Here is a 19,889-nt window from a genome sequence, read left to right as displayed (position 1 = left end):
ATTACAGGCCTCCTTTCAGTGCGTTCATCGCGGCTTGGAAGGCAGGCGATTCGAGTGCGGGATTTATCCAGTTCAAAAGCAGTCCGGGTTTGACGCCGATGATGATCATCGAGGCGACGAGGATGAGCGCGCCGATTTTTTCGGGCCACGTTATTGGTGGGAGTGATGAATGCGGAATGCGGATTTCGGAATGCGGAATGGCGGAAATCGCGGCGCGCGCCTTATCCTGACTCCCTTCAAAAACATTCGCTTTTCCGAAGAACGAAACGTGCACGACTTTCAGCGTGAACGCGCCGGCGATGAGCACGCCGCACGCGGCGACGAGCGTCCAGATGTGCGAGGTTTTCCACGCGCCGACGAGGATGCTGAGCTCGGCGGGGAACCCGCTGAAGCCGGGCATGCCCATCGAGGCGAGTCCGGCGAGCACAAAGACGACCGCGGCGAAGGGCATCAATTTGTGCAACGGCATCGCGGTGAGGTCGGCGAGGTTGCGCGTGTGCGTGCGCTCGTAAACCATGCGTCCGACGACGGCGAAGAGCAGTCCCGCGATGATGCCGTGCGAGAACATTTGCAGCACCGCGCCTCCGAGCGAGGCGAGGTTTCCGGCGGCGAGGCCGAGCAGCACGAAACCCATGTGGCTGACCGACGAGTAACCGATGACAAATTTAAAATCCTCCTGCACAAGCGCGACCAATCCGGCGTAAACAATGCCGATCACCGCGAGCCATCCGATGACGGGCGCGAACGCGGCGTAGCCTTCCGTGAAGAGCGGGATGGCCACGCGCAGGCATCCGTAGGCTCCCAGTTTCATGACGACGCCGGCGAGCAGCATCGACGCCGCCGTGGGCGCGGCGACGTGGCCGGTGGGCGCCCAGGTGTGAAACGGAAACATGCCCGCGAGCACCGCGAAGCCGGTGAACACGAGCGCGAACATGCCGAGTTGCTGCGCGTGCGAAAATTGCACGGCCACTTGCGCGATCACGGAAAGCGAGAACGAGGGCGCGTAGCCGTTTGCCTTGAGGATCGTCGCCGCCGAGGCGAACGCCCACAGCAGCCCGGCCATGACGAGCGCGCTGCCGATGAACGAATAGAGGACGAGCTTCATCGCGCCGTATTCGCGGTTGGTGGAGCCCCATTTCGCGATGAGGAAGTATTTCGGCACGATGGCGATTTCGTAGAAGACAAAAAGCACGAACGCGTCGGCGCTCAGGAACACGCCGTAAACGCCGCCGATGAGCCCGAGGTAGAGCGCGAAAAACTCGCCGACGTTTTCCTCGATGTTCCACGAAAACAAAATGCCCGCCACGGACGCGATGCCGGTGAGGACGACGAGTGTGAGGCTGATGCCGTCGGCCGCGAGGTGGTAGCTGACGCCGAGCTGCGGAATCCACGGCACGTTGACGAGGGTTTGCAGCGCGGGGCCGGGTGTGAAGTCGAAAGCCGCGAACGCGGTGACGCCGAGCGCGGCGAGCGAGAACACAAGCGCGGTGACGCGCGCGGCGCATTTGCAGCGCGCGCCCGCGATCAGCGCGACAAACGCGCCGGCAAACGACAGGTAAATGGTCCAGGGAAGAAGCGACATGAGTCGAAGAGTGAAAGGTGAAGTGTGAAGAGTGAAAAAATTAAGGCAGGCTGGAGATGCTGGTTGTCCATTGGGCGACCAGCGGGTTGAAGAGCGCGGCGAGCACTTGCGGGACGATGCCGAGCACGAACATCAGCGCGATGGCGGGCACGAGAGGCGCGATTTCGCAGCAGGAAAGATCCTTCATCCCCTTGACGTTTTCACCGACCGGGCCGTGGAAAACTTTTTGCCAGAAGGTTAGCAGGAAAAGCGCGGTCACGAGCAGGCCGAGTGTCGCGGCGGCGGCAAACCACGGCGCGAGTCCGAACACGCCGCGGAAGATCAGGAACTCGCCCGCGAAACCGTTGAGGCCGGGCAGGCCGAGCGAGGAGAACATCGCCACGCCGCACAGGCCCGCGAAGACCGGAGCGACTGCGCGCATGCCGCCGAAATCGCCGATGCCGCGCAAGCCGCCCGAGCGTTTTTCGAGCAGTCCGATGCAATAGAAGAGCGCGGCGGCGGAGAGGCCGTGGTTGAACATTTGCAGAATCGTGCCGCTGAGCGCGGACGACACCGCGGCGTCGTGGGTTGTCCGCCCCGCCACGCGCGCGACGGCGAAGAGCGCGAGCAGGCAGTAGCTGAGGTGGTTGACCGACGAATACGCGATCATGCGCTTGAGGTCGCGCTGGCGCATCGCGGCGAACGCGCCGAGCACCACGCCCGCGAGCGCGAGCACCATCAGGCAAGGCGCGGCGGCGGAGAGTTGCGCGGGAAAGATCGGCCAGAGGATTCGGATGAATCCGTAAACGCCCATTTTTGAAAGCACGGCGGTGAGAAACATCGACGTGCCGGCGGGCGCCTCCGCGTAGGCCGAGGGCAGCCAGGTGTGGAAGGGAAACAGCGGCACTTTCACCGCGAGGCCGAGGAGCACGCCGCCAAACACGACGCCGGGCCAGATGCCGCCGATCTCGGCGAGCTTCGCGACGAGCGTGCCGTCGGCGCCGAGTTGCGCGAGCGCGGTGAAATCGAGCGTGCCGGTGGTGGCGTAGAGCGCGGCGAAACCGAACAGCATGAACGCGCTTCCGCCCATCGTGTAGATGACAAATTGATACGCTGCGCGCGTGGCCTTGGCGGCGTTTGCGCCGAACATTTTGATGAGGAAAAACGCCGGGAAAAGGCTCAGCTCCCAGAACAGGAACCAGAGGAAAAAGTCCTGCGCGAGAAACACGCCGAGCGACGCGCCCTGGAGGAGGAGGAAGAGGACGGGGTAGAGATTCGATTCGCGCGTGACGGGCGCGACGCGCCACGAGGCGACGAGCGCGGTGGGGCCGATAATGCCGGTGAGGAGCACGAGCATGAGCGAGAGTCCGTCGAGGCCGAGCGAGTAGCGGACGTTGAGCGAGTCGATCCACGAGTGTGTTTCGGTGAGCTGGAGGCCGACGGCGTCGGGGTTGAATCCGCCGGGGAGCACGATCGCGGCGATGGCGTAGATGATCGTCGAGAGCGAGAAGACGACCGCGCCGGCGCGCGAGATGGCGTTGGGTTTGCGCGGATGATGCAGCGCGACCAAAAGCGCGCCGACCCACGGCGTAAAAATGATGAGAGAAAGAAGCGGAATGGAGTTCACGGAAAATGCGGAATGCGGATTTCGGAGTGCGGAATTAATTAACCACGGAGAGCGCGGAGGAGCGCGGAGAGAAGAAAAAGGAAGAAAGGATGCGGCAGTGAGTGTTTCATTGGTTTGGCTCTGTGTTACTCCGTGTTCTCCGTGGTTAAAAATCAGATGGCGACGATGAGGATTACGATTGCGATGAGACCGGCGAAGCCGAGGGCCATGGTGCGGAGGTAGCCGTGGGCGTCGCCGGTTTGGGCGCGGCTGTATGCCTTGCCGGTTTTGCGGAGGTCCTCGCTCACGGTGTCGAAACCGCCGTTGAGGGTGTTTTCGTCGAACTCGCGGTTCACGCCGCCAGCGAACAGGCCGAGGCCGCCGATCAGGTTTATGAGGCCGCCCCAAACGTGGCGGTCGAACGCGTCGGAGAGCCACGCGATGGCGTCGAAGAGGCGTCCGAAGGTCGCGGCGTAGAGTTCGTCGAAGTAAAGGCGGTTGGCGAGCGCGGTCCAGAGCGCGGGCGCGGCTTTTTCGAGCGGGTCGAGTTCGCCGGTGGTGTTGCGTTTGCGCAGGAAATAATAGAGCGCGCAACCAACGCCGATGCCGAGCGCGACGAGCACGATGGAAGCAACCATGACAATTGATTCGCCAGAGTGGGCGTGAATTTTATCGGAAGGAATGCCTTCAAGCATTGATTGGATCCAAGGCCATGATGGCATACCGAGAAAACCGAGACCGATTGAACAAATGGCGAGAAGTATAAGTGGCACGGTCATCGCGGGGTTGTTTTCGTGCGCATGTTCGGCAGCGTGCGAGCGGGCTTTACCGAAGAAAACTTCGCACACGAGGCGCGTCATGTAGAAGGCGGTGAGAATGACGGCAATGAGAGCGGCGACAAAAGGTATGGCATTATAATTATAGCCCCACTCGAAGGCGGCGTTGAGGATGCCTTCCTTCGACCAGAAACCGGAGAAGAGGAACGGCACGCCGGCGAGCGCCATCATGCCGATGGCAAAGGTGGCGAAGGTGATTTTCATGCGCGGGGCGAGTCCGCCGAGATAACGGATGTCCTGCTCGTGATGCGCGGCGTGGATGACGCTGCCCGCGCCGAGGAAGAGCAGCGCCTTGAAAAACGCGTGCGTGAGAAGATGGAAGATCGCCACGGGCCACGCGCCGACGCCGATGGCGAGCATCATGTAGCCGAGTTGGGAGACGGTTGAAAACGCGAGGATGCGCTTGATGTCGTTTTGTGCCACGGCGACGACCGCGCCGAAGAGCGCGGTGATTGCGCCGATGATGGCGACGACGGTGAGGGCCTTGATACCGGTGGAGGAATAAATTTCGAGAGGCGCTCCACTGAGCACGGCATCGAATCCATCACGTAAAATGTTGGCCTGATCCAGCGCCATGAGCGGATAAACGCGGGCAATGAGAAACACACCAGCCGCGACCATTGTTGCGGCGTGGATGAGCGCGGAGACGGGTGTCGGGCCTTCCATCGCGTCGGGGAGCCAGACATGCAGCGGGAACTGGCCTGATTTGCCAACCGCGCCGCAAAAGATGAGGAGGCCGATTGCGGTCGAGACGGCAAGTCCGCAAGGCAGCACGACGGTGAGTGCCCCGAGGACGCTGGTTTCGAGAAACCCGTTGCCGCCGTCATAGAATAGCAGCGTGCCCCCGGCGTTGTAGAGCCAGCAGATGCCGATGAGCAGGCCGAGGTCGCCGATGCGCGTGGTGATGAAGGCTTTTTTCGCGGCGGCCGCGGCGGCGGGTTTTGTGAACCAGAAACCGATGAGCAGATACGAGGCGAGCCCGACGAGTTCCCAGCACACGAAGAGGAGAAGCAGGCTGTTGGAAACGACGAGGCCTAGCATCGCGGCGGCGAAGAACGAGAGGTAGCAGAAAAACTTCGCGGCGTTGGCGTCCTCCCTCATGTAGCCGGTGCTGAAAATAAAAATGAGCGAACCGACAAACGTCACCATCACGAGCATGAACGCGGTGAGCGGGTCATTGATGAAACCGAGTTCGAGCGTGGTGGCGCCGAAATCGAGCCAGCGAAAATTCCAAGTGTCGTGCGCGGCGGGATTGGCGAGCGCGCCGCGGAGCGCGAGGCACGAGAGCACAAATCCGGCGGCCATCGAGAGGATCGCGGAGGCGGAGGCGATTTTGCGCGAGCTGCCGCCGCGCGGGAGGAATGTCCCGATTGCCGCGGAGATGAGCGGAAGCAACGGAATGAGCCAGATGTATTTTGCGGAAAGCATGAAGAGTGTTTTGGAAATTTTTCTCGGAGTTAATTAACCACGGAGGGCACGGAGGAGCACGGAGAGGCGGAAAAGGAGACGGGTTGCATGAGTTAAATTCTTCATGGGTTTGGCTCTGTGTTTCTCCGTGTTCTCCGTGGTTGATTGGTTTGAAAAATCAGCCCTTGAGCTGGTCGGCGTCTTGCAGGCGCACGTTTTTGTAGTGGCGGTAAACGGCAATGATGAGTGCGAGGCCGACTGCCGCCTCGGCGGCGGCGACCGCGATCGAGAAGACCGCGAAGATGACGCCGGCGTGCGGGTTGCTCGCGAATTGCGGCGAGAAACGCCAGAAGGCGATGAAGTTGATGTTGGCCGCGTTGAGCATCAGCTCGACGCCGAGGAGCACGAGGATGGCGTTGCTGCGGGAGAGCGCGGCGGCGAGGCCTAGCGCAAATAGCAGCGTCGAAAAAATCAGGCAGAGGTGAAGGGCGCTCATGAGGAAAATGTATAATTTAAAATGTATAATGGATAATGGCGCATGCGTCGTCGGTTGCTTTTTCGGATTAGCCGGAGGCCTTCTCCTGATTCTTCATTTTTCATTCTTCATTTTTCATTAGCTTCTCTTCATGAGAAGCGACAACGACGGAGCCGAGGAGCGCGACGGTGAGGAGCGCGCCGACGATGAGGATGGCGGCGGCGTATTGGCCCATGAGTTCGAGGCCGATCGCGCGCATGTCCACGACGGGCGCGGCGGCGCGCGATGATGTTTGCGGCAGCTCGGTGCCGAGAATTCCCCAGACGACGGCGAGCGCGACGAGCCCGGCGGAGGCGACCCCGGCGACCGCGCGCATCGAGGGCGTGACGGTGGTGTCAACAACGCTGACGGGCGCGCGGCGCGTGAGCACGACGCCAAAGAGAACGATCATCGAGATGGCGCCGACATAAACGAGCACTTGCGCGAAGGCCACGAATTGCGCGTCGGCCCACAGGTAAAACGACGCGATGCCGATCCAGCTCACGACAAGCAGGAGCGCCGCGCGGATGATGTTTTTCAACGCGAGCGCGACCGCCGCCGAGCCAAGCGTGGCAATGGCGATGAGGATGAAGATGAGAAGCGAGAGGGACATGGGAAATGCGGTTTCGGAATTAATTAACCACGGAGGGCACGGAGGAGCACGGAGAGGAGGAAAGTAAGAGGAGACATGGCGATGGGTGCTTCATTGGCTTGGCTCTGTGTTGCTCCGTGTTTTCCGTGGTTGATTGGTTTGGAAAAATTACTGCGCGTATTTGTATTTTCTCGGGCCGAGGCCCTTGCTCATGTGGCGGCCGATGAGGAGGAAGGGCACGAACTCGAGCGCGAAGGCGCCGGCCCAGCGGACGAGTTGCAGCGGGCCCGCCCAGTCGCCCGTCCGCATCCAGAACGCAACGACAACGAGGTTGACGAGCGAGAGCGGCACGAGGAGCTTCCACGCGAAACGCATGAGCTGGTCGATGCGCAGGCGCAGAAGCGTGGCGCGTATCCAGATGAAGAGGCACATCATCATGAAAAGTTTCACCGGGAACCAGATGTAGGAGGGGATGAATTGCAGGAATTCGCAGGGCGCGTTCCAGCCGCCGAAGAAGAGCGTGATGGCGAGCCCGGAGAGGGCGAGCATGCCGAAATACTCGCCCATGAAGAAGAGCGCGTATTTGAATCCTGAATACTCGGTGAGGTGCCCGGCGATGATTTCGGACTCGCCCTCGGGAAGGTCGAACGGACAGCGGTTCGTCTCGGCGAGCGCGGCGATGAATAAGATGATGAAGGCAAAGATGCCCCAGGGCGTGAGGATGTTCCATTGCGGGATGATGCCGCCGAGCGTCCAGGAGCTTTGCCCGGCGACGATGCCGGGGAGCGAGAGCGTGCCGGCGGCCATCACGACGGACACGGAGATGAGGAGCAGCGGGAGCTCGAACGAGATGAGCTGCGCGAGCGCGCGCATGGAGGAGATGAGCGAGTATTTGTTATGCGACGACCAGCCGGCCATGAAGATGGCGAGTTCGGAGGCGGCGCCGGCGGCGAAGAAATAGAGCACGCCCGCGTCGAGGTTGAGCGCCGTGAAATACGGTCCGGCGGGGATGATGGCGAGCGTGAGCAGGCCGAAAAAAACGGTGGCGCAGGGCGCGATGAAGTGAAGGACTTTGTCGGCGGTCGCGGGGACGATGTCCTCCTTGCAGATGGCCTTGATGGCGTCGGCAAAGGGCTGGAGCAATCCGCACGGGCCGGTGCGGTTGGGGCCGGGGCGGTTTTGAAAACGTCCCAAGCCCTTGCGCTCGGTGACGGTGATCATCGCAAAGAAGAGCCCGTAAAATGTGAGGATGACAACGATGGCGAGGAGCGCGGTGACGAGCCAGTGCAGCCAGGGCCAGGCGGGAAGGAGGCCGAGTATCCAATCGTGGATGCGGACGGGGAGGCTTTCGGCCCGGCGAGCGAAGGATTCAAACCAAATTGTGGCAGTGAAAGGGTTCATGCTTGGAAATGCTTATTTGGTTTCGGGTGTGGTGGGTTTGGCGGGGGTCGGCGCGGGCGCGGGAGCGGGGGCAGACTTGGCAGTCTGCGCTGCGTCGGCGGGGGCGGCGGGAGTTGCTGCTGCGGCTTTCGCGGCGGCGACCGCTTTTGCAGCAGCGGCGGCCTTGGCGCGCTCCTCTGCCTTGCGTTTTTCCTCGGCGAGGCGGGTGTCCACTTCGATCGCGTCGACCGGGTTGATTTCGTGAAAGTAGGTGTTGGGTTTCGAGAGTTGCTCGCGGTGCATGAGGAGCGGCTCGTAACGGTTGCGCACGGCGATTTCGTAAATGTTGTCCATCTTGATCGAGTCGAAGGGGCACGCCTCGACGCAAATCTGGCAGCCCATGCACACGCTGTAATCGATGTCGAAGATGCGCGGCTTTTTCATGACCTTGCCCTTTTCGTCGCGCTCGGGGACGATGTAGATGCACTGCGGCGGGCACTCCTTTTCGCAGATGCGGCAGGCGACGCAGCGCAGTCCGTCAACCGGGTTGTCGCCGTCGTAAACGAGGAACGGGAAGCTGCGCGAGGCGGGCGGGAGCTTGGCGCGCACTTCCGGATACTCGAGGGTCGTCAACCGCTCGGTCGTGAAATAGCTGCCGACGAGATTTTTCGCCGTTATATAAAAACCTTTGAGTATGCCTAAGCCGAGCATGGGAAGAAAATGTATAATTTATAATTAAGAATGTATAATGGCCGGAACGCTGGCGCGCTGTTCGCACCAACCGCGGCATCCGATTGTCGAATGAAAAATATCAGAATCGGGAAATTTGGAGGTTTTCATCATTATACATTTTTCATTGTTCATTTTTCATTAGCGCGCAGCGCGTCAGCGGTCCACTTCCCCGAGCACGATGTCGATGCTGCCGAGGATGATGATGGTGTCGGCGAGGGTTTGGCCGAGGCACAAGTCCTCGAGGATGGTGAGGTTGATGAACGAGGGCGGACGCACGCGGTAACGATAGGGATTGGGCGTGCCGTCGCTGATGAGGTAGAAGCCGAGTTCGCCTTTCGGGCATTCGATGCGGCCGTAGGCTTCGCCGGCTTTCGGGCGGAGGCCGCGCGACTTGGCCTTGGGGTCGTTGACGGGGCCGTCGGGCAGGTCGCGCATGGCTTGCAGGATGATTTTCACCGACTCGCGCATTTCGAGCATGCGCATCATGAAGCGGTCGTAGGTGTCGCCGTGCTCGCCGAGGGGGACGCGGAAATCGAAGCGGTCGTAGATGGAGTATTTGTCAACTTTGCGGATGTCGTAATCGACGCCGCTGGCGCGGAGGCCGGGGCCGGTGAAGCCGGCGTTGATGGCGAGGTCGGGCTTGAGGATGCCCGTGCCCTGGGTGCGCGCGAGGAGGATTTCGTTGCCGGTGAGGAGCGCGTCCTGCTCGTCGAGGTAGCGCGCGAAGAGGCCTTCGAGGTAGTGCTTGAGGCGGGCGAGCCAGTCGGCGGAGACGTCGGTGCGGAGGCCTCCGAAGCGGAAGAAATTATACATCATGCGCGCGCCGGTGAGTTCCTCGAGCAGGTCGAGCATGCGTTCGCGTTCGCGCAGGGAGTAGAGGAGCGGGGTGAAGGAGGTGCCGAGGTCGTTGAGGAGGAAGCCGACGAGGCAGACGTGGTTGATGATGCGGCCGAGTTCACCGAGGATGACGCGGAGGTATTCGCAGCGTTCGGTGGGGGTGATGCCGGCGAGTTTTTCGACGGCGTGCACGTAGGCCCAGTTGTTGGTGAGCGAGGCGAGGTAGTCGAGGCGGTCGGTGTAGGGGACGTTGGCGAGGTAGGAGTTCGTCTCGCCGAGTTTTTCGTGGTTGCGGTGCAGGTAGCCGAAAACGGGCTTGAGCTTGGTGACGATCTCGCCGTCGAGCGCGGCGTTCATGCGGAACACGCCGTGAGTCGAGGGGTGGTGCGGGCCGAGGGAGATTTCGAGCAGGTCGCCGTGGAATTCGTCGTTCACCGCCCGGACAGTCGCTCCGCTTGCGGACGACGGCCCGAAGGGTGAGGAGTGAAGGGGGAAGGGTGAAACCGGAGCTTCGGCTTCGGTGGCATTTGCTGTTGTGGGAGCGGAAGATGTGGATGCGTTATTCATGAGACGGCTGTTTGTTTTTCACCATTCACTCTTCACTCTTCGGCGAGGTGCTGGCTGGTGGTGTCGGATAATGGGCTTTGGCGCGCTCCAGCACCTCGCCGTGAGGTGTGGGTTCCCATTCGTAGTCGTCGGGGCCGACGTAGTCTTTGCGCATGGGGTGGTCTTTAAATTCGTCCCACATGAGGATGCGGCGGAGGTCGGGGTGGCCGGTGAAAACGATGCCGTAGAGGTCGTAGATTTCGCGCTCCTGAAACTCGCACGAGCGCCAGACGGGGGTGAGCGAGGGAAGGGTGACGTCGTCGGTGCGGTTGGCCGTGCGCATGCGGATGATAACGGGCTCGGCGCTTTTCAACGCGATCGAGTAGAGGTGGTAAACGGCTTCGAGGCAGCCGGGCTGGATGCGCTTGGTTTTTGTCTCGACGACTTTGTCGGGGCCGCCGGCGGGATCGGGCTGGGTGGTCTTTACGGTTTCGACGATTTCCTTGTCGGGCCAGTCAACGCCGGTGGCGTTGGAGCAGTAGTCGAGGCGGAGCGCGGGGTCGTCGTGCAGGAAGCGGGCGATGTCGCGCGCGGCGTGCGCCACGAGCAGGAGCGAGTGTTGCGCGGAGGGGCCTGGGTTTGTGATGAGCGTGACGGTGTCGGCGCCAAACTTGGCGACGATGCGGTCACGGATTTGTTCGAGGGTTTCCACGGGAAAAATTGAAAATTTGAATATGAAATTAATTAACCACGGAGGTCGCGGAGGAGCACGGAGAGGAGAAAATCGGGACGAATTGCATGGGTTGAATATTCCATTGGCTTGGCTCTGTGTCTCTCAGTGTTCTCCGTGGTTGAATGGTTTGAAAACAGGGCGGCAGTTACTTTCCCTCGCGCACGATGGGCGCGGGCGGTTTCCAGAGTTCGGAATTGTATGGTGGCACGAGGTCGTGCTCGCCGAACTCGGGGATCGGATATTCGCAGGTGGTGTCCTTGCGGAAGTAGCGCGGGGCGTCAGGGCCGGTGAGCGGTTCCTCGCGCATTTTTTTCTGAATCTCCATGAGGCCGTGGAGCAGCGCCTCGGGGCGCGGCGGGCAGCCGGGCACATACACATCGACGGGGATGAAACGGTCGATGCCCTTGACGACGTTGTAGCCTTCCCTGAAGGGGCCGCCGGAGCTGGCGCACGCGCCCATGACGATGCAAAACTTCGGCTCGCCCATCTGGTTCCAGAGGCGGACGACTTGCGGGAGCATTTTTTTCGTGACGGTGCCGTTCATGATCATGAGGTCGGCCTGGCGGGGCGAGGCGCGGAAAATCTCGGCGCCGAAACGCGCGATGTCGAAACGCGCCGCGGCCACGCAAATCATCTCGATCGCGCAGCAGGCGAGGCCGAACTGGAGCGGCCAGATGGAGTTGGCGCGGCCCCAATTGTAGATTTCGGCGAAACTCGTGAGCAGGACGCCCTGCCTCCGCATGCTTTCGCGCTCCTCCACCGAAATGCCCGCCGGCGGCGGCGTGGGAAGGTGCGTCGATGTTGGTGTGTTGGCGGGATTGCTCATGAGCGGGGGAAAATTAGAAATTAGGATTTAGAAATTAAAAAGAATCGGACTTCGTCGTGTGCTGGTCTGTGGAAATTATGAATGAAAAAGATGCGGGTGCGGTTTTGTTGCGTCTGTTTGGAATTCCTAATTTCCACTTCCTACTTTTCCTTTATTTCCATTCGAGGTGTCCGCGGTTCCATGCCCATACGAGGCCCTCGGCGAGCAGGAGGATGAACGCGAGCATCACAAGAAGCGCCTGCCACGGCAGCACGTTGAACGACGCCGCGAACGGCAGCAGGAACAGCACCTCGACGTCAAAAATCAGGAACAAAATCGCATACAAATAATAATGCGCCTTGAACTGAATCCACGAGTCGCCCTTCGACTCGAGACCGCATTCGTAGATTCCGTTTTTGACCGGACTGGGTTTTGGCGGCTGGAAAGCCCAGACCCACAGGCGGCACACCAGCAACAGCCCGAGCGGAAACGCGGCAGCGACGGCAACAAAAAGGGCAATAAATGCGTAGGGATGCGAAGCGATTGTCATGGCTTGGTGCGGTGGGAAAAACTGAAATTAGATAAGATTAAGAAAAAAGATGATTAGTAAAACCTTGTGTGGGTGAGCATTCAACGGGAAAGGGCATCCATTTTTTGGCGAGAACTAGCTGTTTCTTGATTAAATATTCGCTTTGCGATGATGAGAATTTGTTTATTCCCCTGAATTTTTGAAACTTGAAACAGATTGTATAACAATAGGTTATGATGTGTTTTTATCTCAAATTGTTTACCTCCGATCCCATGTTGCGAGGTGACCAATGGCGATGATCCAACGATTCCACGCGGATCACAAAAACCACCAACCAAGTGCAATATTCGCGCAAACCGTATCCAAAAAACGCACATATTTGTGATGCGCGATTTTGTTTTCGTGTATTTGACCTGAAATCTCCAGATATTCCCTCTCAAGGCGCAATTTAACGGCACCTTTCTTGTGAAATTGGCGTCTAACCGAAAGACACTCATTCGCACAAACGCGCGGACAACCAATAACAGACAAGACCCACAATCGCTTATGAAAAAAATAATAACACCACTTCTTGTCCTTGGGCTGATTTTTGCATTTGCGGGAGCCGATGTGGCCAGCGCGCAACCCAATCGCCGTCCGTCGGCGCAAGGCTCGCATCATTATAACAAGCGTCCGAGCCATTCGTCGCGCCCTGCCGTCGTGCACCGTTCCCACTATAGCCGCCCGCATGGCCATTACCGGTATCGCCACGGTTATTATGGATGGCCCTATTATGTGACGAGCTCGTATCCATATTATTACGGTTCATACGGATACACTTATCCGGGCGTGAGCGTGAGCTACACGACCTACGCCGATTCTGGCGCGCCCGGTTATGCGCTCGGCGGCGCGCTCGCCGGTGGTGTTCTCGGAGGCATAATTGGAAACAATTCCGGCAGGCACAACACATGGGCGGGCGCGGCCATCGGCAGCACCATCGGCCTCCTTGCCGGAAGCGCGGCAGATAACGCCGCCGTGCGCCAGCAACGCGCCGAGCAGCAAGCCGCCCAAATCGAAGCCGACAACATGCTCTATCTCCGCCGGCAGCCAGCCGTCCAGCAGCCCTCCACGCCGGCACCCCAACAACCGCGCCGCCAAACCGCGCCCGTTAGCACGCCGATGAGCCAGGCCAACGCGCTTTTCGGACGCTGAACCGCGTGCCGTTGCTCGCCGTCATAATTCTTCGAAAAACGAACTTGAAGGTTGTTTTATTGAACTCCCGCGCGTTCTTTGCTGTCTCGAGACCTCACCCGCACCAAGCAAACTTCTAATATGAACACACGCAAACCAACCGCCGCCCAAAGGCTTTTACTCGCGGCCTCGCTGCTCTCCGCACTCGTTCTCATCAGCGCCTGCTCCTCGACGAGCAAGGGCGTGCAATATCCATCCGGCGTTCCCGTCGTCGAAGTCAACCCCGACGAACGCGGCTCCGTCGCCGGCACCGGCATCGAATCGCAGGACCTCGTCGCCGTGACCGACAAGATGGCGCGCAGCATCCTCGGCATCCCGCAAATCGCCAACGCCGTCACGCCGCCTGTGATCATCCTCGATCCCGTCGTCAACGACACGCGCTTTGCGATCCAGAAGGACATGTTCCTCGACCGCATCCGCATTTCGCTGAACCAGAAGGCCGCCGGCAAGGTCACCTTCCTCGCGCGCGATCGCATGGCCGCCCTCCAGCGCGAGCAGCAACTCAAGCAAAGCGGCCAGGTCACCGCCAGCGCCGATCCCAACACAGTCGAGTTCAAGGGCGCCGATTATTTTCTCACGGGCAAACTCAGCAGCCTTTCCACCCGCACCAGCCAGGGCCTGAGCGACTACGTCATGTATTCATTCCAGCTCATCAATGCGCGCACCTCGGCAATCGTTTGGGAAGACATGGCCGAAATCAAAAAGCAGGGCCTCGAGGATGCCGCGTATCGTTAATATATAAAACAAAACATGCCAAAATTATACTAATCACGGATTGCACGGATATCACGGACAAATACAAGCAAGACGAAGCCCGCGCCCGTGGTTAATATAAAAATTATAAAATCGCCAAACATCATGAAAACACTCCTTTCAGTCCTCGCCATTGCAGCCGCGCTTTTCGTGACGGCCGGTTGCGCGTCGAAAAACACGCACGGCACCGGTCCCTACCTGCCGCAGGACACCACCAAATACACGATCGAAAACACGGAGAATTTCGTGCTCATGGACCAGGCCGCGCAATACTCGATCACCTGCACCGGATTGCAGGAGCGCACCACGGCCGACGGACGCCTCGAAATCGTGGCGAACGTGAAAAACCGCGAGATTCGTCGCATACAAGTCCAGATCAGCTGCGTGTTCAAGGACGCCCAGCGTTTTTCCACGGGTGACGAAACGCCCTGGCAAACACTGATTCTTGGTGAAAACGCCACCGAGGCCGTCCGCTTCACCGCCTCCAACGCGCAATCCAAGACATATACAATCCGGGTGCGCCAGTCGCGCTGAGCAATAATTAAATAATATAAACGGAAAGCCGACAAATCATGAAAATCCCATTCGCGTTCACGCTGGCGGCGGCACTTGCGGCGATTCCCCTTTTCGCGGGTTGCGCCAGCAGATATAAAACACAGCCCTCCGAGCCCGCGCCCGTCACGTCGGTGACGACGGTCGCCGCCCCGCAAAACGAAACCGTGCGCGCGGACAACCAGCGCCTGTATGGAACCGAGGGCGTCCCGCTTCCCCAATACACGCACGCCGCGGAAATAATAAACGAATTCCGACCCGTTTATGAAAAGCTCGGCAAGCCCCGTTTCGTGTTTTATATAAACCGCGACCTCAAGGGCAAGGCCCGGCCGTCCTCGAAAACGCATTCCGCCAAGGACAAGCTGGCTGACAAGCAAACCGCGCGCGACATCGAGCGCATCGCCGCGCGGCCCTTCACCCAGGCCGGCGCCACCATTGCCGACCAGGCCACCGCCGCCGCGCTCGCCTCGGGCACCGCGGAACCCGCGCCCGCGAGCAACGACGTCGCCATTGAAACCCTCGTGACCAGCCGCCAGGTGATCGTTCCCACGATCTCGGGCAACGACCCGACCGTCACGATTCCAGACATTCAAATGACGGCCATCCGCCTTTCGGATGCCGCGATCATCGGGCAGGCCACCGCCAACGACATTATCAACCAGCTGCCACCCGCCTCGCTTGGAACCCTGGGCGTCCAGGACGCTCTCGAAGCCACCGCGTTCAACCTCATGGCTGACATGACCGCGCGGGCGAAGTGACGGGGTGTTTATACACAATGTTTTTTCGATATAATTATATATAATTTTCAAATCACAAACTCCCAAATCCCAAATCCCAAATAAATTCCAACCGACAAAATCACAAAATCTCAACGCAGGCGCCCGGCCTCGGTTCCGTTGGTTTTCTTTTGTGATTTGAGATTTTGGAGTTTGAAATTTATTTGGGATTTGGGATTTCGTGATTTGAGATTTCCACCCTCCAGATGCGTTTAGTCGTTCAAAGCACCGCCATCCTCGCCCTCCTGCTCATTGCCGGCGGTTGCACGACCACGCCTCCGCGTCCACCACCGCCGCCGCTCACAGGCGACGCCGTTGTGGATTACCAAAACCAGCTCGACGCCGCGCCCGAAAAAGATCGCGCCCTCTGGCAATACCGGCTCGGGCTTGCCGCGCTCCGCCGGGGCGAGGCCGGCATCGCGAAGCCGGCCCTCGACGACGCGCTCTCCCTTGTCGCGGCCAATTACGGCAACATCAACAAGGCCGCCGCCAAGTCGCGCGGCATGTTCACCCAGGAGGCCAGCAAACCCTTTGTCGGCGAGGCCTACGAGCGCGTCATGGCCAATTTTTATCGCGGCATTATCTACTGGGCCGCGGGCGAGCCCGACAATGCGCGCGCCCTCTTCCGCACCGGGCAGTTGCTCGACTCCGACACGTTGAACAAGGAATACGCGGGCGACTACGTGTTGCTCGATTACCTCGACGGCTACGTTTCGGCAAAACTCAACCCGCACAGTCCCGACGCCGGTGCCGACGCGCTCAAGCGCGCCCGTGCCAGCGCCGCCGCGCAGGAGCGCGCCGCGCCTCCCGATTACGACACGGCTGCCAACGTCATGGTGTTTGTTGACTATGGCGCCGGGCCGCAAAAATATGCTGGCGGCGACAGCGGCCAGCAACTCCTCTACCGCGTCCTGCCGCCCTCGGCGACCTCCGCGCGCCTGAGCGTTGGCGGCCGCAGTTACGCGCTGCCGCCCTACGACGACGTGAGTTTTCAAGCCATCACGCGCGGCGGACGCGTCATGGATCAAATCCTCGGCAACAAAGCCGCCTTCAAGCGCACGACCGACACCATTGGCGATGTCGGATTGATCGGCGCCATGGCCGTGTCGAACAGCTCCGATAGCAAGGATGCGCAGATCATCACCGGCGCGCTGCTCCTCGCGGGGTTCGCCTCAAAAATCATCTCCGCCTCGACCAGAACGCGCGCCGACACCCGCTGCTGGGACAACCTTCCGCGCTATCTCAGTTTTGCCGCGATTCAGTTGCCGCCCGGCACGCACCAAGCCGAGCTCGCTTTCTTCGATGAAAAGGGAGCCCAATACAAACAACAGACTCAGAATTTCATGATCACCGTGCCCGACCCCGCCGCGCTGCCTATCGGGGCGGCGTCCAAAGACGTGGTTATCTACCGCAGCCAGATGCGAAATTGAGCGGCGTTAGAGCAAGTGTGGCCGGCCGGTTGGCAGACTGCCGCTATTGCTCGAAACGCCGACCCCGCCGCGCGTTTGGTCTTCAAAAAACCTGACGCGCGCTCACGGTTGCAAGCGATCAGACCTTTGCCAGCGCCTGTTCGAGGTCGGCTTGGATATCGACAAAATCCTCCGTGCCGATCGACAGGCGGATGAAGTCCTGCGACACGCCAGAGGCGTTCAGCTCGTCCTCGTTGAGCTGGCTGTGCGTCGTGCTCGCGGGATGAATCGCGAGCGAACGCGCGTCGCCGATGTTCGCGAGGTGCGAGAACATTTGCAGTGACTCGATGAAGCGTTTGCCCGCCTCGTAGCCGCCTTTCACGCCGAAGCCGACAAGCCCGCCGTATCCATTTTTCAAATACTTTTTTGCGCTGGCGTGGTGCGGGCTTGCGGGAAGGCCGGGATAGTTGACCCAGGCCGCCTTGGGATGCGCGGAGAGAAACTCGGCCGTTTTGAGCGCGTTTTCGCAGATGCGCGCCATGCGCAGGTGCAGCGTTTCGATGCCGGCGAGCATCATGAAGGAGTTGAAGGGCGAGGGGCAGCCGCCGGTGTCGCGGAGAAGCTGCAGGCGCATTTTCATGACGTAGGCGACGTTTGCCCCGCCGGCGGGCGGGAAGGCCTTGAACGCGTCCCAATGCGAGAGACCGTGGTAGCTCGGGTCGGACTCGGTGAAGCCGGGGAATTTCGCGGCGTGTTTGCCCCAGTCGAAATTGCCGCCGTCCACGACGATGCCGCCGATCGAGTTGCCGTGGCCGCCGATGTATTTGGTTGTGGAATGCACGACCACATTGACGCCCCATTCGAATGGGCGGTTGAGAATCGGCGAGAGGCAGGTGTTGTCCACGATGAGCGGCACGCCGGACTCGCGGGCGATGGCGGCGATTTTTTCGAAATCAAACACATTGAGCGCGGGGTTGCTGAGGCCCTCGCCGTAAAAGGCTTTTGTGTTCGGGCGCACGGCGCGGCGGAACGCCTCGGGATCGAGCGCGTCGACAAAGCTCACGTCGATGCCGAACTTTTTGAGCGTGTAGTGGAAGAGCGTGTAGGTGCCGCCGTAGAGTTGCGCGACGGAGACAATGTGGTCGCCCGCCCCGGCGATGTTGAGGATTGCGGCGGTGATGGCGGCCTGGCCCGACGAGAAGGCGAGCGCCGCGCTGCCGCCTTCGAGCGCCGCGACGCGCTGCTCGAGCACGTCGGTCGTGGGGTTGCCGAGTCGCGTGTAGAGGTTGCCCGACTCCCTCAGGCCGAAAAGATTCGCGGCGTGCTCGGTGTCGCGGAAGGCGTAGCTGCTGGTCTGGTAAATGGGCACCACGCTGGCTCCCGTGGTCGGGTCGGGTTTTTGTCCGGCGTGAAGCGCTTTGGTGCCAAGTCCTGTGAGTTTCATAAAAAGTATCGGGTAATGCTAGCGAGTAGCGGGTGGAAAGCAAGCGGCGGCGTGATGCAAAAAACGGTTGGCCGGTTTTTATATGCAAAAAAGCCAATGCGGGACGCGCATTGGCTGGGAAGTTGCGATCCTGGCGTGCTTGCGTTTACGCGCGCTTGGCGAGCACATCGCTCTCGTAGGCTTTCACCTCGGCGAGCCAGGCATGGCCGGTGGGAACGTTGTTGCGTTTGCAGAACTCGTCCCAAACGGCGCCGAAGGGCATCACCTTCGCGTCCTCAAGAAGGGCGAGCCGCGAGGTGTAGTCGCCGGCGGCCTCGTATTTGCGGAGTTGCGCGGCGGGTTCGAGGAGGGCGAGCAGCAGCGCTTTTTGCGTGTTGCGCGCGCCGATCACCCAGCAGGCGAGGCGGTTGATGCTCGCGTCGAAGAAGTCCATGCCGATGTGCACGCGGTCTAGATAATTGCCGCGCACGATTTCCTCCATGAGCGCGCGGGTCTGGTCGTCGAGTGTGACGACGTGGTCGCTGTCCCAGCGCACGCCGCGGCTCACGTGCAGGAGGATTTCGGGGACAAATTGGAGGATGGCGGAAATCTTGTCGGCGAGCGTTTCGGTGGGATGAAAATGGCCGGCGTCGAGGCAGAGGATTTTTTTGTTCTTCACGGTGTAACCCATGTAGAATTCGTGCGAGCCGATGGTGCACGACTCGACGCCCACGCCGAAGAGTTTGCTCTCGACCGCGTCGCGGTTGAGCTTCTGGTCGATCTTGACGGCAAAGATTTTGTCGAGCGAATCCTCCATGCGCTCGCGATATTCGCGGCGGTTGACCGGGGTGTCCTTGAAACCGTCGGGCATCCAGAAGTTGGTGATCACGGTTTTGCCGAGACGGCGGCCCATTTCCTGCGCGATCTTGCGGCAGGCGATGCCGTGGTTGATCCAGAATTTGCGCACGCCGGCGTCGCGATGCGAGAGCGTGAAGCCGTCGGCGGAAAGCGGGTGCGAGAAATAGGTGGGATTGAAGTCGAGTCCGATGCGGCGCTTTTTGGCCCAGGCGACCCAGTTTTCAAATTGCGCGATCGTGTAGGCGTCGCGGTCGACTTTTTTGCCATTGAGCTCGGCGTAGGAGGCGTGGAGGTTGACTCGGTTTTTGCCGGGGATGAGCGAGAGGGCCTTGTCGAGGTCGGCGCGCAGTTCGTCGGCGGTGCGGGCCTTGCCGGGATAGTTTCCGGTGGCCTGAATGCCGCCGGTCAGCTCGGCGCCGGCGCGTTCGAAGCCGCCGACGTCATCACCCTGCCAGCATTGGAGGGAGACGGGTGTGCGCGCGAGCGTCTTGAGGACTTTTTCGACATCCACGCCGATTTCGGCGTAGCGTTCTTTGGCGAGGTTGAAGGCATCCATGTGATACGAAGGGTTGGGATTAATTAGTGTTGAGGGAAAAACTTTCGGGAGAACTTGCGGGATAATGCCCGCCGTTGAAACAGCGGCGGGCATCCAACAGTCAGAAACACTACCGGATATGACTGGAGTCGCGCAAATAAAAACGAGCGCTATTTGCACCTTGGCGGCATGGTGAAAATGCGGCAGGGCGCTTCAATTGGCATGGGGGAGCACAGCCGGATTCCCACTTTCCGTTTTCGTTGCAGCGCTTCCTT

The 19,889-nt window shown here is 60.2% G+C and carries 18 protein-coding genes; 5 read left to right on the top strand and 13 right to left on the bottom strand.

Going from position 1 to position 19,889, the window contains the following annotated elements:
- Position 1: 1 nt before the first annotated feature.
- The 11 genes from CKA38_RS04290 to CKA38_RS04240 form a co-directional block, all read right to left on the bottom strand.
- Positions 2-1,582: a complex I subunit 4 family protein gene (locus CKA38_RS04290; RefSeq protein WP_108824387.1), complete on the bottom strand. Its 1,581-nt coding sequence runs from the start codon at positions 1,580-1,582 to the stop codon at positions 2-4.
- Positions 1,583-1,622: 40 nt separating this feature from the next.
- The gene (locus tag CKA38_RS04285) at positions 1,623-3,188 is read right to left on the bottom strand and encodes a complex I subunit 4 family protein (RefSeq protein WP_108824386.1); all 1,566 of its coding nucleotides are present in this window, start codon (positions 3,186-3,188) and stop codon (positions 1,623-1,625) included.
- A 152-nt stretch (positions 3,189-3,340) separates the two neighbouring features.
- Complete coding sequence (locus tag CKA38_RS04280; protein WP_108824385.1) at positions 3,341-5,431, bottom strand: proton-conducting transporter transmembrane domain-containing protein; 2,091 nt, start codon at positions 5,429-5,431, stop codon at positions 3,341-3,343.
- 157 nt (positions 5,432-5,588) lie between these two features.
- Positions 5,589-5,906 (bottom strand): NADH-quinone oxidoreductase subunit NuoK, encoded by a 318-nt coding sequence (nuoK, locus tag CKA38_RS04275; protein ID WP_108824384.1) that lies wholly within the window; start codon positions 5,904-5,906, stop codon positions 5,589-5,591.
- Positions 5,907-6,006: 100 nt separating this feature from the next.
- Positions 6,007-6,537 carry an NADH-quinone oxidoreductase subunit J family protein gene (locus tag CKA38_RS04270; RefSeq protein WP_108824383.1) on the bottom strand — a complete coding sequence of 177 codons (531 nt, stop codon included), beginning with the start codon at positions 6,535-6,537 and terminating at the stop codon, positions 6,007-6,009.
- Positions 6,538-6,684: 147 nt separating this feature from the next.
- A complete protein-coding gene (gene nuoH, locus CKA38_RS04265; RefSeq protein ID WP_108824382.1) occupies positions 6,685-7,917 on the bottom strand; it encodes an NADH-quinone oxidoreductase subunit NuoH in 1,233 nt (410 codons plus the stop codon).
- Positions 7,918-7,929: 12 nt separating this feature from the next.
- Positions 7,930-8,607, bottom strand: a complete 678-nt coding sequence (locus CKA38_RS04260) for a 4Fe-4S dicluster domain-containing protein (protein WP_108824381.1) — start codon at positions 8,605-8,607, stop codon at positions 7,930-7,932.
- 174 nt (positions 8,608-8,781) lie between these two features.
- The gene (locus CKA38_RS04255) at positions 8,782-10,032 is read right to left on the bottom strand and encodes an NADH-quinone oxidoreductase subunit D (RefSeq protein ID WP_108824380.1); all 1,251 of its coding nucleotides are present in this window, start codon (positions 10,030-10,032) and stop codon (positions 8,782-8,784) included.
- A 25-nt stretch (positions 10,033-10,057) separates the two neighbouring features.
- Positions 10,058-10,723 (bottom strand): NADH-quinone oxidoreductase subunit C, encoded by a 666-nt coding sequence (locus CKA38_RS04250; protein ID WP_108824379.1) that lies wholly within the window; start codon positions 10,721-10,723, stop codon positions 10,058-10,060.
- Between the two features lie 166 nt (positions 10,724-10,889).
- The gene (locus CKA38_RS04245; protein WP_277509290.1) at positions 10,890-11,486 is read right to left on the bottom strand and encodes an NADH-quinone oxidoreductase subunit B; all 597 of its coding nucleotides are present in this window, start codon (positions 11,484-11,486) and stop codon (positions 10,890-10,892) included.
- Between the two features lie 235 nt (positions 11,487-11,721).
- Positions 11,722-12,099 carry an NADH-quinone oxidoreductase subunit A gene (locus CKA38_RS04240; protein WP_108824377.1) on the bottom strand — a complete coding sequence of 126 codons (378 nt, stop codon included), beginning with the start codon at positions 12,097-12,099 and terminating at the stop codon, positions 11,722-11,724.
- A 525-nt stretch (positions 12,100-12,624) separates the two neighbouring features.
- Here CKA38_RS04240 and CKA38_RS15935 point away from each other — a divergent pair.
- The 5 genes from CKA38_RS15935 to CKA38_RS04215 all read left to right on the top strand — a co-directional run bounded on the left by CKA38_RS15935 (position 12,625) and on the right by CKA38_RS04215 (position 16,819).
- Positions 12,625-13,269, top strand: coding sequence for a hypothetical protein (locus CKA38_RS15935; protein WP_108824376.1), 645 nt, complete (start codon positions 12,625-12,627; stop codon positions 13,267-13,269).
- A 120-nt stretch (positions 13,270-13,389) separates the two neighbouring features.
- Complete coding sequence (locus tag CKA38_RS04230) at positions 13,390-14,043, top strand: penicillin-binding protein activator LpoB (protein WP_108824375.1); 654 nt, start codon at positions 13,390-13,392, stop codon at positions 14,041-14,043.
- A 123-nt stretch (positions 14,044-14,166) separates the two neighbouring features.
- Complete coding sequence (locus tag CKA38_RS04225) at positions 14,167-14,595, top strand: DUF1425 domain-containing protein (protein ID WP_108824374.1); 429 nt, start codon at positions 14,167-14,169, stop codon at positions 14,593-14,595.
- A gap of 38 nt (positions 14,596-14,633) precedes the next feature.
- Complete coding sequence (locus tag CKA38_RS04220; RefSeq protein ID WP_108824373.1) at positions 14,634-15,371, top strand: hypothetical protein; 738 nt, start codon at positions 14,634-14,636, stop codon at positions 15,369-15,371.
- Between the two features lie 224 nt (positions 15,372-15,595).
- Positions 15,596-16,819, top strand: coding sequence for a COG3014 family protein (locus tag CKA38_RS04215; protein ID WP_108824372.1), 1,224 nt, complete (start codon positions 15,596-15,598; stop codon positions 16,817-16,819).
- A 118-nt stretch (positions 16,820-16,937) separates the two neighbouring features.
- Here the strand turns inward: CKA38_RS04215 and CKA38_RS04210 are convergent, their stop codons facing one another.
- Positions 16,938-18,242, bottom strand: coding sequence for an O-acetylhomoserine aminocarboxypropyltransferase/cysteine synthase family protein (locus CKA38_RS04210; RefSeq protein WP_108824371.1), 1,305 nt, complete (start codon positions 18,240-18,242; stop codon positions 16,938-16,940).
- 145 nt (positions 18,243-18,387) lie between these two features.
- Positions 18,388-19,635 carry an L-rhamnose isomerase gene (locus CKA38_RS04205; protein ID WP_108826406.1) on the bottom strand — a complete coding sequence of 416 codons (1,248 nt, stop codon included), beginning with the start codon at positions 19,633-19,635 and terminating at the stop codon, positions 18,388-18,390.
- Positions 19,636-19,889: the final 254 nt, after the last annotated feature.

Source organism: Ereboglobus luteus (assembly GCF_003096195.1).
In the GTDB taxonomy this organism is placed as follows: domain Bacteria; phylum Verrucomicrobiota; class Verrucomicrobiia; order Opitutales; family Opitutaceae; genus Ereboglobus; species Ereboglobus luteus.
Note: the sequence above shows the minus strand (reverse complement) of the source record. Positions and strands in the feature narration are given on the sequence as shown.